General features: G+C 62.4%; 13 protein-coding genes. 3 read left to right on the forward strand and 10 right to left on the reverse strand.

The genetic code is table 11. The features are described 5' to 3' along the window. Positions 1-41: 41 nt before the first annotated feature. The 3 genes from AC07PQ_RS13600 (at position 42) to AC07PQ_RS13610 (ending at position 1761) form a co-directional block, all read left to right on the forward strand. Positions 42-317 carry a polyhydroxyalkanoic acid system family protein gene (locus tag AC07PQ_RS13600; RefSeq protein ID WP_007925878.1) on the forward strand — a complete coding sequence of 92 codons (276 nt, stop codon included), beginning with the start codon at positions 42-44 and terminating at the stop codon, positions 315-317. A gap of 207 nt (positions 318-524) precedes the next feature. Next, positions 525-947: a phasin family protein gene (locus tag AC07PQ_RS13605; RefSeq protein ID WP_007925877.1), complete on the forward strand. Its 423-nt coding sequence runs from the start codon at positions 525-527 to the stop codon at positions 945-947. A 10-nt stretch (positions 948-957) separates the two neighbouring features. Next, positions 958-1761, forward strand: coding sequence for a phasin family protein (locus AC07PQ_RS13610; RefSeq protein ID WP_493185698.1), 804 nt, complete (start codon positions 958-960; stop codon positions 1759-1761). Between the two features lie 75 nt (positions 1762-1836). Here AC07PQ_RS13610 and AC07PQ_RS13615 read toward each other — a convergent pair whose 3' ends face one another. The 10 genes from AC07PQ_RS13615 to AC07PQ_RS13660 form a co-directional block, all read right to left on the reverse strand. Beyond that, complete coding sequence (locus tag AC07PQ_RS13615; protein WP_053259349.1) at positions 1837-2457, reverse strand: TetR/AcrR family transcriptional regulator; 621 nt, start codon at positions 2455-2457, stop codon at positions 1837-1839. 57 nt (positions 2458-2514) lie between these two features. Beyond that, a complete protein-coding gene (gene phaC / locus AC07PQ_RS13620) occupies positions 2515-4197 on the reverse strand; it encodes a class II poly(R)-hydroxyalkanoic acid synthase (protein ID WP_493185699.1) in 1683 nt (560 codons plus the stop codon). Between the two features lie 106 nt (positions 4198-4303). Next, positions 4304-5161, reverse strand: a complete 858-nt coding sequence (gene phaZ / locus AC07PQ_RS13625) for a poly(3-hydroxyalkanoate) depolymerase (protein ID WP_007925872.1) — start codon at positions 5159-5161, stop codon at positions 4304-4306. Positions 5162-5257: 96 nt separating this feature from the next. Continuing rightward, positions 5258-6937 (reverse strand): class II poly(R)-hydroxyalkanoic acid synthase, encoded by a 1680-nt coding sequence (phaC, locus tag AC07PQ_RS13630; protein WP_007925871.1) that lies wholly within the window; start codon positions 6935-6937, stop codon positions 5258-5260. A 258-nt stretch (positions 6938-7195) separates the two neighbouring features. After that, complete coding sequence (locus AC07PQ_RS13635) at positions 7196-7573, reverse strand: gamma-butyrobetaine hydroxylase family protein (RefSeq protein ID WP_007925870.1); 378 nt, start codon at positions 7571-7573, stop codon at positions 7196-7198. A gap of 79 nt (positions 7574-7652) precedes the next feature. After that, positions 7653-8993, reverse strand: coding sequence for an ATP-dependent protease ATPase subunit HslU (gene hslU / locus AC07PQ_RS13640; RefSeq protein WP_007925868.1), 1341 nt, complete (start codon positions 8991-8993; stop codon positions 7653-7655). A gap of 57 nt (positions 8994-9050) precedes the next feature. After that, positions 9051-9581, reverse strand: a complete 531-nt coding sequence (hslV, locus tag AC07PQ_RS13645) for an ATP-dependent protease subunit HslV (RefSeq protein ID WP_007925866.1) — start codon at positions 9579-9581, stop codon at positions 9051-9053. Between the two features lie 200 nt (positions 9582-9781). Beyond that, the gene (locus tag AC07PQ_RS13650) at positions 9782-10501 is read right to left on the reverse strand and encodes an SPOR domain-containing protein (RefSeq protein WP_007925864.1); all 720 of its coding nucleotides are present in this window, start codon (positions 10499-10501) and stop codon (positions 9782-9784) included. A gap of 1 nt (position 10502) precedes the next feature. Further along, positions 10503-12239, reverse strand: a complete 1737-nt coding sequence (argS, locus tag AC07PQ_RS13655; RefSeq protein WP_007925862.1) for an arginine--tRNA ligase — start codon at positions 12237-12239, stop codon at positions 10503-10505. 195 nt (positions 12240-12434) lie between these two features. Further along, complete coding sequence (locus tag AC07PQ_RS13660) at positions 12435-14654, reverse strand: primosomal protein N' (RefSeq protein ID WP_037034702.1); 2220 nt, start codon at positions 14652-14654, stop codon at positions 12435-12437. Between the last annotated feature and the right edge of the window lie 167 nt (positions 14655-14821).

The raw sequence follows: 14821 nt of genomic DNA on the forward strand, positions 1-14821 counted from the left end.
AAGACGCTCAAGGCAAGTCCCGATAAATCAGGAGTCATTCAATGGCCCGTATAAGTGTTGAGCGTGCCCACGGCCTGGGTAAGGAGGCAGCCCGCGAAAAGGCTGACCAGTTGGCGCAGAAACTGGCCGATCAGTATGGCCTGGAGCCGCAGTGGTCGGGCGATACCCTGAACCTCAAGCGTTCGGGGGTCAAAGGTGCGGTGCAGGTGGGCGACGATTCGATCAGGGTCGATGTCGAGCTGGGCCTGTTGATGTCCGCCATGAGCGGCATGATCAAGTCGGAAATCGAAAAGGCGCTGGATAAAGCCCTGGTCTGAGGCGCTTTCGCGGAAGTCGGCTTGCCGGCGATTTCGGGTGTTGTCATGACGCCTGGGAAAGCATCGTTGGCGAGCTGGCTTTTCCAATAATCGTCCACTCTTTTATGACATTGGTTAGGGTGCCGATTCTAATTTTTCTCACTACTTTGTGCCTGAGCCCACTTTCCTGCGGGCAGTTCCTCAAACCTTCTGCGCGTGAGGTGCACTATGGCCAAAGTAATTCTGAAGAAAAAAGTTGATGCCGCATCAACCACTCTGAGTGAAGTCAAATCCTATGCCCGCAAGATCTGGCTGGCAGGCCTGGGTGCCTACACCAAGGTTGGCCAAGAGGGCAGCGAGTACTTTCAAGAGCTCGTTAAGGCTGGTCAAACTGTTGAAAAGAAAGGCAAAAAAGTTGTGACTGAACAACTTGAGGCCGCCAACAGTCAGATTGATAGTGTGAAGGGGGATGTCACCAGTCTCAGAGGCAAAGTCGAAGTGCAACTGGATAAAGTCGAGAAGGCTTTTGACACGCGCGTCGCAAGTGCCTTGAATCGCATCGGCATTCCGTCTAAACATGACGTTGAGACACTCTCTGCTAAGCTCGATGAGCTGACGGCATTGCTCGAACGTGTCGCGCGTAAACATTAAGGAGAACGGGATGGCTGGTAAAAAGAATACTGAAAAAGAAGGCAGCTCGTGGATCGGGAAGGTCGAAGACTACTCCCGTAAAATCTGGCTTGCTGGTTTAGGCGTGTACTCGAAAATCGACACTGACGGCAGCAAGCTTTTCGAGTCGCTGGTCAAGGATGGCGAGAAAGCCGAGAAGCTCACCAAAAGCGCTGTCGGTAAGAAAGTCGACGCCGCCAAGGACTCCGCGAGCTCGGCAAAATCGCGCATCAGTGGCGTCAAGGACCGCGCGCTGGGCAAGTGGGACGAGCTGGAAGGTGCATTCGACAAACGCTTGAACAGCGCCATTTCGCGTCTGGGCGTGCCTAGCCGCAATGAAGTCAAGGCGCTGCACAGCAAGGTCGACACCCTGACCAAACAGATCGAAAAACTCACAGGCGCCAAGGTGGCTCCGATCGCGGCCAAGACTGCAGCGGCCAAACCGGCGGCCAAGCCTCTGGCTAAAGCAGCGGCCAAGCCGGCAGCCAAGGCAGCAGCCAAGCCTGCCGCGAAACCGGCAGCCAAAACTGCGGCGGCCAAGCCGGCTGCAAAACCTGCCGCCAAGCCGGTAGCCGCCAAGCCAGCGGCAAAACCAGCGGCCAAGCCCGCTGCGAAACCGGTGGCGAAGAAACCAGCAGTGAAGAAACCGGCAGCACCCAAGGCCGCTGCACCGAAGCCTGCGATTGCCGCCAAGCCGGCAGCACCGGTCAGCCCTGCGAACTCCGCAGTGGCGCCAACCCCTGCCGTCACCCCGACTGCCGCGCCAGCACCCGCGACGCCAACCAGTCAGTCCTGAGTTTTTCGGGGCATACAAAAACGCCCGGCCTGCAAAGGTCGGGCGTTTTTGTTCGTGGGGCTCTTGCGACGCCGGTCAATCGTGCTCGTCGAGGTAACGCAGGGCCATCTGCTCGGTGGCCAGTTTCGCCGGTGGCAACAGGTGCGGCGCCACCAGCATCATGATCTGGTAGACCACCACCCGTACCTCGCCCTCGCGATCGAGAATGCGCTGATAGTCCAGCGAGAACAGCAGGGTCATGGTGATCTGTTCCACCAGTTGCCCCAGTGCCTGGGTATCGCTGACCAGTTGACCTGAAGCCTTGAGCCTGGCCAGCAGCGAGGCCAGGGTGCGCTTCAGGGCGTTGAGCAGGTTGCGAATTCCCTTGGCCAGCTTCGGCAGGCGTCCGGCCAGGTTGGACAGGTCCTGGAACAGGAAGCGGTAGTGCGCCAGGCGCTCGACGATCAGGTGCAGGAACAGCCAGTAGTCTTCGGGGGCCAGGTGCACATCGGCGGGCGGATCGAGCAGGGGCGCCAGCTCATTCTGAAAGCGCTCGAACAACCCGAGGACCAGCGGCTCCTTGCCGTGAAAGTGGTAGTAGAGGTTGCCGGGGCTGATCCCCATTTCGTTGGCAACTTCCATGGTCGAGACATTGGGTTCGCCCTTGTGATTGAACAGCAGCAGGGCACATTCGAGTATCCGGTCGCGGGTTTTCATCCAGTCTTCTTGGTTGTTCAGTCAGGCCGCGACCCTCGGGCCGCGGCGCGGGGAAATTCAGCGGACGCGCACGTAGGTGCCAGGCGCCGCCTCCATCGGTGGGTAATTCTGGTTACCCAGGGTCATCAGGGTTTCGCGCTGGGCGCCGGAACGCTGCTGGATCCACTCCAGCCATTGCGTCCACCAACTGCCGTCGACGTGCTTGGCGTCGTAGTACCAGGCTCGCGGGTCGCTGCTGAGCTTGCCGTTTTCGACGTAGTTGGCCTTGGGGTTGCTCGGCGGGTTGAGGATGCTCTGCACATGCCCGCTGTTGGACAGCACGAAGCGCTTGTCGCCGCCCAGCAGCAGGGTTGAGCGATACACCGCATCCCAGGGGGTGATGTGGTCGTTGATGCCGGCGACGCTGAAGCTGTCGACCGTGACCTTTTGCAGGTCGATTGGCGTGCCGCACACTTCCAGGCCCCCGGGATGACTCATCGGGTTGTGCTTGAAGAAGTCCAGCAGATCGCCATGAAAGGCAGCCGGCAGCCGGGTGTTGTCGTTGTTCCAGTAGAGGATGTCGAATGCCGGCGGCTCTTTGCCCAGCAAGTAGTTGTTGACCCAGTAATTCCAGATCAGGTCGTTGGGCCGCATCCAGGCGAACACCTTGGCCATGTCGCGACCGTCAAGCACGCCGCGTTGATAGGAGCGGCGCTTGGCTGCCTCCAGGGTCTGTTCGTCGGCGAACAGGGTCGCCGGGCTGTCCAGCTGGCTATCCAGCAGGCTGACCAGGTAGGTGGAGCTGGAGACCCGACGCAGTTGCCGCTTGGCTTGCAGGTGGCCTTGCAGGGCGGCAATGGTCAGGCCGCCGGCACAGGCACCCATCAGGTTCACGTCACGGCTGCCGGTGATCGCCCGGCAGGCATTCATGGCTTCCTCCACGGCCTCGACATAGCTCGACAGGCCCCATTCACGATGCCGGACATCGGGGTTGCGCCAGCTGATGATGAAGGTCTGCAGGCCGTTTTTCAGGGCGAACTGCACGAAGCTGTTGGTGGGGCTGAGGTCGAAGATATAGAACTTGTTGATCTGCGGCGGCACTATCAGCAAGGGCCGGGCGTACTGTTTTTCGCTCATCGGCTTGTACTGGATCAGTTCCAGCAGCTCGTTGCGAAACACCACCGAACCGGGGGTGGTGGCCAGGCTCCTGCCGACCTCGAAGGCCTGTTTGGTGACCTGGCTGGGCAGGCCGTTGTTATGCAGCAGGTCGTCGACCAGATGACCGATGCCGCGGATCACGCTGTTGCCGCCGGAGTTGAAGATTTCCTTGATCGCCAGCGGATTGAGCAGGGTGTTGGACGGTGCCACCGCATCGTTGAGCAGGTTGAAGGCAAAGTGCGCGCGGGCCCGGTCGTCCGTGCTCATGCCGCTGTCGTCGATCCAGTTTTTGATTTGCTTCTGCCAACTGAGATAGGCCTGCAGGCCGCGTCGGTAAAACGGGTTCAGGCTCCAGGTCGGATCGGCGAACCGGCTGTCCTGGGGGTTGGGTTTGTGCAGTGTTTCGCCCAGTAGTACACGGCCCAATTGGCCACCTAGCGCCAAGGCATGGCGGGCGCTGTGCACCGGGTTGCGCAGGCCATAAGTGGCCACGCTGCGCAGAGTCGACAACAAGTCACGGCCACGCAGGCCGGTGATGGCGCTCTGGGCAGTGATGTAGGTGGCGGGCGTGGGCAACGAGCCCGCCGTTGGTTTGTCTCGCATGCTTCAACACTCCTTCGTCAAGCCATCAACAAGCACACCAAGACAAACACCATAGTCGGTCCTGAACCATCCTGCGCGCGACGATCCTGTCGGCAGACGCTTTTTGCTACGTACCGCTGAACGGCGTCGGATGCGGGTGCATCACTGCCCGTTGCCGTTCCTCCTCGAGGAATTTCATGATGATCGGCGCCACGGCCTCGGCCCGGGTAATCAGGAACAGATGCCCGTCGTCGATGATGTGTAGCTGGGCATTGGGAATTCGCCACGCCAGCATGCGCATGTTGATCAGCGGGATCAGCGGGTCGTCGTCGCCGGCCAGCACCAGGGTCGGCTGGTGGATCTTGTGCAGCCAGTGGATGCTGGTCCAGCCGAGGCCGGCGAACAATTGCCAGTAGTAGCCCAGCTTGCCCGCCGAGCGGACCTTGCTGGCATGTTCGGCGGCGAGGTTGGGATCACGGCGGAACGAGCCGCCGTAGATCAGGGGGGCGATGCGGATCACATGGGAGGGCTGGATGTAGCGCCGCGGGCTGGCCATCATCCACAGCACCTTGGGTTTGCCCGGCACCATGAAGGCGCCTGCGGCGGTGGCGGCCAGCACCAGTTTCTTGCAGCGTTCGGGGTAGTCGTAGGCGAACTGCTGGGCCAGTGCCCCGCCCCAGGACACCCCGACCACATTGACCTGCCCATAGTCGAGGTAATCGAGCATGCGCGCGGTCAGCTTGGCCAGGCCGGGAAACCGGTAGGGGCGGCTTGGCGTCGAGGAGCCACCCACGCCCGGTACGTCGAAGGCGATGACTTCCAGGTCCGGGTCCAGAGCCTGGACGAATGGAAACACCAGCTCCAGGTTGGCGCCGATACCATTGAAGATCAGCAAGGGTGTCAAGTGAGGCTTGCCTGGGCGTACCGCGGTGCGGATGGTCTGGCCATCCAGGTCGACGGTGCGAAAGATGAACGGTTGAGGCATGCCTTGGCCCTGTTGGTGGAATCGTTGCCTGTAGGGGAGAGTCGCTTGCGCAGCAGCATGCTCGCAAGCGGCCCGATCCTACAGGCTTGCTATCGGCTAACGTTCATGAACATAAGTACCCGGCGCCGCCTCGGCCGCTGGATACGCCTTGTTGCCGAGAATGCTCGGCGTCTTTTTCAGTTTGCCCGAACGCTCCGCCTGCCAGGCCTGCCAGTGCAGCCACCAGGAGTCGGTGTGCTTGGTCGAGTTTTCCTGCCAGAGGTCGGCGCTGGCCGGCATCTCTTCGCTGGTCATGTAGCGCGACTTGGGGTTGCCTGGCGGGTTGAGGATGCTCTGGATATGCCCGCTGCTGGAGAGGACGAATTCGACCTTGCCGCCGAACAGCTGGGCCGACTTGTAGCAGGACTTCCACGGGGTGATGTGGTCGTTGGTGCCGGCCAGGGAGAAGATGTCGGCGGTGACCTGCTTCAGGTCGATCGGCGTGCCGCACACTTCCAGTGCGTTGGGGCGGATCAGCGGATTGTTTTTGAACATTTCGATCAGGTCGCCGTGGAAGGCCGCGGGCAACCGGGTGGTGTCGTTGTTCCAGAACAGGATGTCGAACACCGGCGGCTCGTTGCCCAGCAGGTAGTTGTTCACCCAGTAGTTCCAGATCAAGTCGTTGGGCCGCATCCAGGCGAAGACCTTGGCCATGTCGCGGCCTTCCAGCACGCCGGCCTGATAGGAGTGACGCTTGGCGGCCTCCAGGGTCTGCTCGTCGACGAACAGCGCCACCTGGGTATCGAGGGTGGTATCGAGCACGCTGACCAGCAGGGTCAGGGCATTGACCTTCTTCTCGCCCAGGGCTGCGTAGTGCCCCAGCAGCGCGGTGCAGGTGATGCCGCCGGAGCAGGCACCGAGCATGTTCACGTCCTTGCTGCCGGTGATGGCGGTGACCACGTCGACCGCTTCTTTCAGCGCTTCGATGTAGGTCGACAGGCCCCACTCGCGCTGCGCCTTGGTCGGGTTGCGCCAACTGACGATAAAGGTCTGCAAGCCGTTGCGCAGGCAGAAGCGCGCCAAGCTCTTGTCCGGGCTGAGGTCGAAGACATAGAACTTGTTGATCTGTGGCGGCACCACCAGCAGCGGGCGCTCGTGCACCTGTTCGGTCACCGGGCGGTACTGGATCAGTTCCAGCACGTCGTTGCGAAACACCACTGCGCCTTCACTGGTGCCCAGGTTCTTGCCGATCTCGAAGGCGTCCATATTGACCTGGCTCGGCATGCCGCCGTTGTGCACCAGGTCCTTGGCCAGATGGGAGAGGCCATCGAGCAGGCTTTTACCGCCGGTTTCGAAGAAGCGTTTGACCGCCGCGGGGTTGGCGGCGGTGTTGGTCGGCGCCATGGCTTCGGTCATCAGGTTGATGACGAAGTGGCCGCGACTGATGTCCTGTTCGGAGAGGTTGCTCTGGCCGATCCAGTCGTGAAGCTCCTTGCGCCACGCCAGGTAGGTTTGCAGATAACGCTTGTACAGTGGGTTCTGGCTCCAGGCCGGATCGTTGAAGCGACGGTCATCGCTCTCCGGCTGCAGCGTCGATTTTCCGAACATCACGTTCTTCAATTCGACGCCGAAATGGGCCACATGTTTGGCGCTGTGCAGCGGTTGTCTGATGGCCTGGGTCAGCACCATACGAGCAGAGGTAAGCAGATCTTTCCGACGTAAACCGATGACCGGATTCAGGCCCAGAGTGTTTTCCGAGGCTTGGCGTTTCAGGTCATCGTTATTCTTGTTACTCATCTACGACGCTCCATTGTCCTGAGACGAGTACCGGACCTGCTGTGTAGTCACACAGCAAAGATGCCAGGTACTACTGCTCGGGTGACCGTTGATTCTGCATTACTGCTTTTTTGTTCAGAGAACACTGCAGGGAACTTGCCAGCTCCATTGGTTACCCGAGTTTAATTTTTTTCGCAAGCAGGCCAATCGTTGGCCATGCAGCCCAGCATTCAAACAGATGAATCTAGAAAATGCCCTCTAAAGCTTCAGAGGTCTGATCTAGAGCATCAGCTTGACGATAGACTCATTTGGATCGCGGGACTTTCCGGCTGCTTGAAGTTCGGCAAGATAATCCTTCCACAGATCGTCCTGACGCACCGCCAACTGGTACAGGTAGTCCCAGGTGAACAGGCCGCTGTCATGCCCGTCGTCGAAGGTCAATTTCAGTGCGTACTGACCGGCGGGTTCGACCTTGGTCAGGCCGACGCCGATCTTGCCAAATTGCAGGATGGGTTTGCCGTGGCCCTGGACCTCGGCGGAGGGGGAGTGCACCCGCAGGAATTCGGCGGGCAGGTGATAGACCTCGTCTGGCGCGTAGGTCAGCGTCAGGGTCTTCGAGGCTTTGTGCAGGTTGATGGCGGTGGGAAGTCTGGTCATGGGGGCAGCTTAAAGCTGCAAGCCGCAAGCTACAAGATGACGGCGGTCAACTTGCAGCTTGAAGCTTATGGCTTGCCGCTTAGAGGATGTAGCGGGACAGGTCTTCGTTCTGCGCCAATTCGCCCAGGTGGCTGTTGACGTAGGCGGCGTCGATGCGGATCGGCTCTTCGTTGTGGGCGCTGGCCAGGTCGCCGGCGCTGAACGACACCTCTTCGAGCAAGCGCTCGAGCAGGGTGTGCAGGCGACGGGCACCGATGTTCTCGGTCTTCTCGTTGACCTGCCAGGCGATCTCCGCCAGGCGCTTGATACCGTCCGCCTGGAACTCGATGACCAAGCCTTCGGTTTTCAGCAGCTCGCGGTATTGCTCGGTCAGGGAGGCGTGAGGCTCGCTGAGAATCCGCTCGAAGTCTTCCGGCGACAGCGCCTTGAGCTCGACGCGGATCGGCAGGCGGCCTTGCAGCTCGGGCACCAGGTCGCTTGGCTTGCTCAGGTGGAACGCGCCGGAAGCGATGAACAGGATGTGGTCGGTCTTGACCATGCCCAGCTTGGTGTTGACGGTGCAGCCTTCGATCAGCGGCAGCAGGTCGCGCTGGACGCCTTCGCGGGATACGTCGACGCCACCGGAGTTACCGCGCTTGGCAACCTTGTCGATTTCGTCGATGAACACGATGCCGTGCTGTTCGACCGCTTCCAGGGCCTTGGCCTTGAGTTCTTCATCGTTGACCAGGCGGCTGGCTTCTTCGTCGCGGATCAGCTTGAGCGCGTCCTTGATCTTGAGCTTGCGGTTCTTGCGCTGGCCCTTGCCCATGTTGGCGAAGAGGCTCTGCAGCTGGTTGGTCATCTCTTCCATGCCCGGTGGCGCGGAAATGTCGACGCCGCTGACTTCAGCCACTTCGATCTCGATTTCCTTGTCGTCCAGCTGGCCTTCGCGCAGGCGCTTGCGGAACAGCTGGCGGGTGTTGGAGTCCTGGGCCGGGGCGGCGTCCTCGTTGCTGAAACCCATGCGCGCCGGCGGCAGCAGGGCATCGAGGATGCGTTCTTCGGCGGCGTCTTCGGCGCGGTGGCGCACGCGAGTCATTTCCTGTTCGCGGAACAGTTTGATCGCGGCATCGGCCAGGTCGCGGATGATCGATTCAACGTCGCGGCCGACATAACCGACTTCAGTGAACTTGGTCGCTTCGACCTTGATGAACGGAGCGTTGGCCAGCTTGGCCAGGCGCCGGGCGATCTCGGTCTTGCCGACGCCGGTCGGGCCGATCATCAGGATGTTCTTCGGGGTCACTTCGACACGCAGCTCTTCAGGCAACTGCATGCGGCGCCAGCGGTTACGCAGCGCGATGGCGACGGCGCGCTTGGCATCGTCCTGGCCGATGATATGGCGGTTGAGTTCGTGGACGATTTCGCGGGGAGTCATGGGCATAGTAATTGGCGGTCCTCAAGCAAGAATGAATGCCGTGGCGCGATGGCCGAAACAGGCTTATTCCGCGAGATCCTGCTCCTCAATGGTCTGGGTGTGGTTGGTGAATACGCAGATGTCGCCGGCGATGCCCAAGGCGGTTTCGACGATTTCGCGGGCCGACAGGTCGGTTTTCTTCAGCAGGGCGCTGGCCGCGGCCTGGGCGTAGGCGCCGCCGGAGCCCATGGCGATCAGGCCGTCTTCCGGCTCGACCACGTCACCGTTGCCGGTGATGATCAAGGAGGCGTCCTTGTTGGCGACCGCGAGCATGGCTTCGAGGCGGCTGAGGGAGCGATCGGTACGCCATTCCTTGGCCAGTTCGACGGCGGCGCGTACCAGATGCCCCTGATGCTTTTCAAGCTGGCCTTCGAAGCGTTCGAACAGGGTGAAGGCGTCAGCGGTGGCCCCGGCAAAGCCGGCGATGACCTGGCCGTGATACAGGCGGCGAACTTTTTTCGCGTTGCCTTTCATCACGGTGTTGCCGAGGGAAACCTGGCCGTCGCCGCCCATGACGACTTTGCCGAAGCGGCGGACTGAAACGATGGTGGTCAAGGGGAGAGTCTCCACGCTGCGGGGCGAAAATGCCCTGATGGGAACTCATATGGGGGTGACGTGGGGTTTTTCAACTGCGCTGGGGGTTGTGGGACGAGCGGTATTTCTTGGCGGGAGAGTGGAAGCCGGGGGAGGACGCCATCGCGGGCAAGTCCGCTCCTGCAGGGGATGCGGAGCGGACTTGCTCGCGATCAGCCGCTTTAGCGGCTCTGGCGCTGTTGTAACAGCAGGTTGCTGAAGCCGGCGCCGGCCAATTGCTTCTGCGCGGTGGTCAGCTGTTCGCGGTTGCTGAACGGGCCGACCAGTACGCGGTACCAGGTCTCGTCCTTGACGGTGCCGGACTCGACGGACACCGATTGCCCCAGCAGGATGATCTGCGCGCGGACCTTGTCGGCATCGGTCTGCTTGCGGAACGAACCGGCCTGCAGGAAGAACCTGGTCACCGGCGCGGCCTTCGCCACCTGTGCCACCGGTGGTGCGGGCGGCGGGGTGATGCCGGCCAGGGCGGCCTGGGCTCGCGCGGTATCGATCTTCGCCGCTTCCGCCGGGGTCACCGGCGTGGTCGGAACCACCGGCGCGGTCTGCGGTGTTGGCAGGGTTTTTTCCGGCACGGCTTCCGGCGGCACTATCACTTCCGATTCCGGCAGCAGGGTGTAGAAGTCGTATTTCGGCTTCACCGGTTGCTGCGGGCTCGGCGGGGTCTTGTTGGCCTCGGCGATCTTGGTGGTTTTCTGTTGCTCCAGCCGCTCGCGCTTGACGCTGTCACCGCCCTTGCCTGGCTCCAGCTTCATCAGGAACACGATGAAGGCGCCCACGGCCAGGCCGATGGCCATCCACAACCAACCCGGAATCGGTTGCTTCGCAGGAGCTTGGTAACGGCTGGCGCCACGCTTGGGTGCAGGTTTTTTCTTGGCAGCCAACTTACATTTGCTCCAGAACTTTCAGGCCCAGCAATTCCAGACCTTGCTTGAGGGTACGACGGGTCAGCTCGGTGAGGCGCAAGCGGCTCTGCATCTGCGTCGGCGATTCGGCACTGAGGATCGGGCAGTTCTCGTAGAAGCTGGAGAACAGCCCGGCCACGTCGTACAGGTAAGTGCACAGGATGTGCGGCGTACCCTTGTCGGCCACGCCGTTCAGCACTTCGCCGAACTGCGCCAGCTTGGCCGCCAGCTCCAGCTCATGGGCGGCTTCGAGGGTGATCTGCCCCTGCACTTCGCTGAAGTCCTTGCCCAGCTTGCGGAACACACCGGCGGCGCGGGTGTAGGCGTACAGCAGGTAAGGCGCGGTGTTGCCTTCGAAGTTCAGCATCAGGTCGAAGTTGAAGCTGTAGTCGCTGGTGCGGTGCTTGGACAGGTCGGCGTATTTCACCGAGTCGATGCCCACCACCTTGGCGATGTTGCGCAGATCGGCCTCGGCCAGCTCCGGGTTCTTTTCCTTGACCAGGCTGTAGGCGCGCTCTTCGGCTTCGGTCAGCAAGTCGATCAGCTTCACTGTGCCGCCATCGCGGGTCTTGAACGGACGGCCGTCGGCGCCGTTCATGGTGCCGAAGCCCATGTGCTCCATGTCCATCGGGTGGGTCACGAAGCCGGCCTTGCGGGCCACCGCGAACACTTGCTGGAAGTGCAGGGCTTGGCGCTGGTCGACGAAGTACAGCGCGCGGTCGGCCTTGAGCTTGCCGCTGCGGTAGCGCACGGCCGCCAGGTCGGTGGTGGCGTACAGGTAGCCGCCGTCGGCCTTGACGATGATCACCGGCAGCGGCTCGCCTTCGGCGTTCTTGAACTCGTCGAGGAACACGCACTGGGCGCCGTTGCTCTCGACCAGCATGCCCTTGGCCTTGAGGTCGTTGACCACGTTGATCAGGTCGTCGTTGTAGGCGCTTTCGCCCATCACGTCGGCCATGGTCAGTTTGACGTTCAGCAGTTCGTAGATCTTCTGGCAGTGGGACAGGGAGATGTCCTTGAACTTGGTCCACAGTTCCAGGCAGTCCGCGTCACCGGCCTGCAGCTTGACCACCAGGCCGCGGGCACGGTCGGCGAACTCTTCGGATTCGTCGAAGCGCTGCTTGGCGGCGCGGTAGAAGTTTTCCAGGTCCGACAGCTCGTCGCTAGTGATCGGGTTTTCCTGCAGGTAGGCCATCAGCATGCCGAACTGGGTACCCCAGTCGCCCACATGGTTCTGGCGGATCACGGTATCGCCGAGAAACTCCAGGACCCGCGCCACCCCGTCGCCAATGATGGTTGAGCGCAGGTGGCCGACGTGCATCTCTTTGGCCAGGTTCGGTGCCGACAGGTCGACCACGGTGCGCTGCAATGCGCCGGCCTTGCGCACGCCGAGGTGGGCGTCGGCCAAGGCGGCATCCAGGCGGGTGGCCAGGGCCTGGGTGTTCTGGAAGAAGTTGATGAAGCCGGGGCCAGCGATCTCGGCCTTGCTGACCTGTTCGTCGGCGGGCAGGGCGGCGATGATCTTTTCCGCCAGGTCGCGTGGTTTCATGCCGGCCGGCTTGGCCAGCATCATGGCGATGTTGCTGGCGAAGTCGCCGTGGGTCTTGTCGCGGGAGTTTTCTACCTGGATCGCCGGCGTCAGGCCTTCTGGCAACACACCTTCGGTGACGAGTTGGGTGATGGCTTGCTGGATGAGCTGGCGAATGGTGTCTTTCATGGTCTTCTCTTTCAACCGCTGGCGCGGCGGCGCTTCGATGCGCAGGTGGAAAAACTGGGCATTATCCGTTGCGAAGACGGGCTTGCCAACTATAGCCGGCTGTGCGGTGGCTGTTCGGGCCTTATCGCGGGCAAGTCGGATCGCCGCCCGCTCGCTCCTACAGAAGCGTGCTTGCCCAAGATGGCGGTTTTTCTATCAATACAGGTCCACAGGGTCAACATCCAGCGACCAGCGTACCTGGCGCCCGCTGGGCATCTGTTCCAGCACCAGCAGCCAGTGACTCAGCAGCTTGTGCAGCGGCGCCCGGGCATTGGCCTGTAACAGCAGTTGCGCGCGATAACGCCCGGCGCGGCGCTCCATGGGCGCCGGTACCGGCCCCAGCAATTCGATACCACCCAGGTTCATCTCGGCCAGCAAGCGCTCGGCCTCGCCGCAGGCTTCGTCGAGGAAGCCTTCGGCCTGTCCCGGCTTGTGCGCCTCGGCGCGCAACAGCGCCAGATGGGCGAACGGCGGCAGGCCGGCGGCGCGGCGTTCGCTCAAGGCCTGTTCGGCAAAGGCGAAGTAACCCTGCTCGGTCAGCTGCACCAGCAGCGGGTGGTCGGCCAGGTGGGTCTGGATGATCACCTTGCCTGGCTCTTCGGCCCGCCCGGCGCGGCCAGCCACCTGGACGATCAGCTGCGCCATGCGCTCGCTGGCGCGGAAGTCGCCGGAGAACAGGCCGCCGTCGGCATCGAGGATCGAGACCAGGGTCACCCGCGGGAAGTGGTGTCCCTTGGCGAGCATCTGGGTGCCAACGAGGATGCAGGGCTGGCCCTTCTGGATGGTGGCGAACAACTGGTTCATCGCGTCCTTGCGCGAGGTGCTGTCGCGATCGACCCGCAGCACCGGGTAGTCCGGGAACAGGATTGCCAGCCGCTCCTCGGCGCGCTCGGTGCCGGCGCCGACCGGGCGCAGGTCGACCTTGCCGCATTTCGGGCAATGCCGCGGCACGCGCTCGGAGTGACCGCAGTGGTGGCAGCGCAACTCGCCGTAGCGCTGGTGCACGGTCATCCGCGCGTCGCAGCGTTCGCACTCGGACATCCAGCCGCAGTCGTGGCACAGCAGGGTCGGCGCGAAACCACGGCGATTGAGGAACACCAGCACCTGCTGGCCTGCCGCCAGGGTCTGGCCGATGGCTTGTTGCATGGGGCCGGAAATGCCGCTGTCCAGCGGCCGGCTCTTCACGTCCAGGCGCAGGAAGCGCGGCTGCTTGGCGCCACCGGCCCGCTCGTTCAGCCGCAACAGGCCATAACGGCCGGTGTAGGCGTTGTGCAGGCTTTCCATCGACGGGGTGGCGGAGCCCAGCACGATAGGGATGTTTTCCTGGCGGGCGCGGACCAGGGCCAGGTCGCGGGCGTGGTAGCGCAGGCCTTCCTGCTGTTTATAGGAGCCGTCGTGTTCTTCATCGATGATGATCAGCCCGGGGTTCTTCATCGGCGTGAACAGCGCCGAGCGGGTGCCGATAATAATGTCGGCCTCACCGTCGCGGGCTGCCAGCCAGGCATCCAGGCGCTCGCGGTCGTTGACCGCCGAGTGCAGCAGGGCGATGCGGGCGTTGAAACGTTGTTCGAAGCGCGCCAGGGTCTGCGGGCCGAGGTTGATTTCCGGGATCAGCACCAGCGCCTGCTTGCCGGCTTCCAGGGTTTCGCGGATCAGCTGCAGATAGACTTCGGTCTTGCCGCTGCCGGTGACCCCGGCCAGCAGAAAGGCGTGATAGCTGTCGAAGCCGGAGCGGATGGCCTCATAGGCGGCGCGCTGTTCGCTGTTGAGCGGCAGTTCCGGCTGGGCCAGCCAATGTTCGTGGCGTTCGCCCGGAGCGTGCCGGCGGACTTCCACCTGCACCAGATCCTTGGCCAGCAACAGGTCCAGGCTGTCCTTGCTCAGCATCAGCTTGCTCAGTAACTGGTGGGCGACGCCGTGAGGGTGCTGGGCCAGGGTCGCCAGGGCTTCGCGCTGGCGTGGGGCGCGGGCGATGCGAGGGTCGTCGAGACTGGCGCCGGGGCTGACCGACCAGAAGCGTTCCTGCCGGGCCTCGGCCGGCTCGCCCTGGCGCAGCAGGACCGGCAGCGCCCAGCTCAGGGTATCGCCGAGGCTGTGCTGGTAGTACTGTGCGGTCCACAGGCACAGCTTGAACAGCGCGGGCGGCAGCGGCGGGGTGGCGTCCAGCAGGGCCAGTGCCGGTTTGAGTTTATCGGCCGGGACTTCGCTGCTGTCCGTGACCTCGACCAGGATGCCGATCATTTCCCGGCGACCGAATGGCACTCGCAGGCGCATGCCCGGATGCAGCTGGGTGCGCAGTACGCCGGCAGGGGCCCGGTAATCGAACAGGCGGCGCAGGGGGGAGGGCAGGGCGAGGCGCAAAATGGCGTCGGGCACGCGGGGAAATCTCATTGAACGGGCGGTGAAGAAGGCCCGGAGCCTAGCAGACGGTCGGTGCAAGGGACAGCTTGCGTGATCGCAAAGGTCTGGTAGAATCCGCGGCCTAATTACGTGCGGTATTCAACAATAGTGTTGGGTGGCGGCACGCTAGCCTGAGGAAGACA

This window comes from Pseudomonas sp. GW821-FHT09E12, from assembly GCF_059416085.1.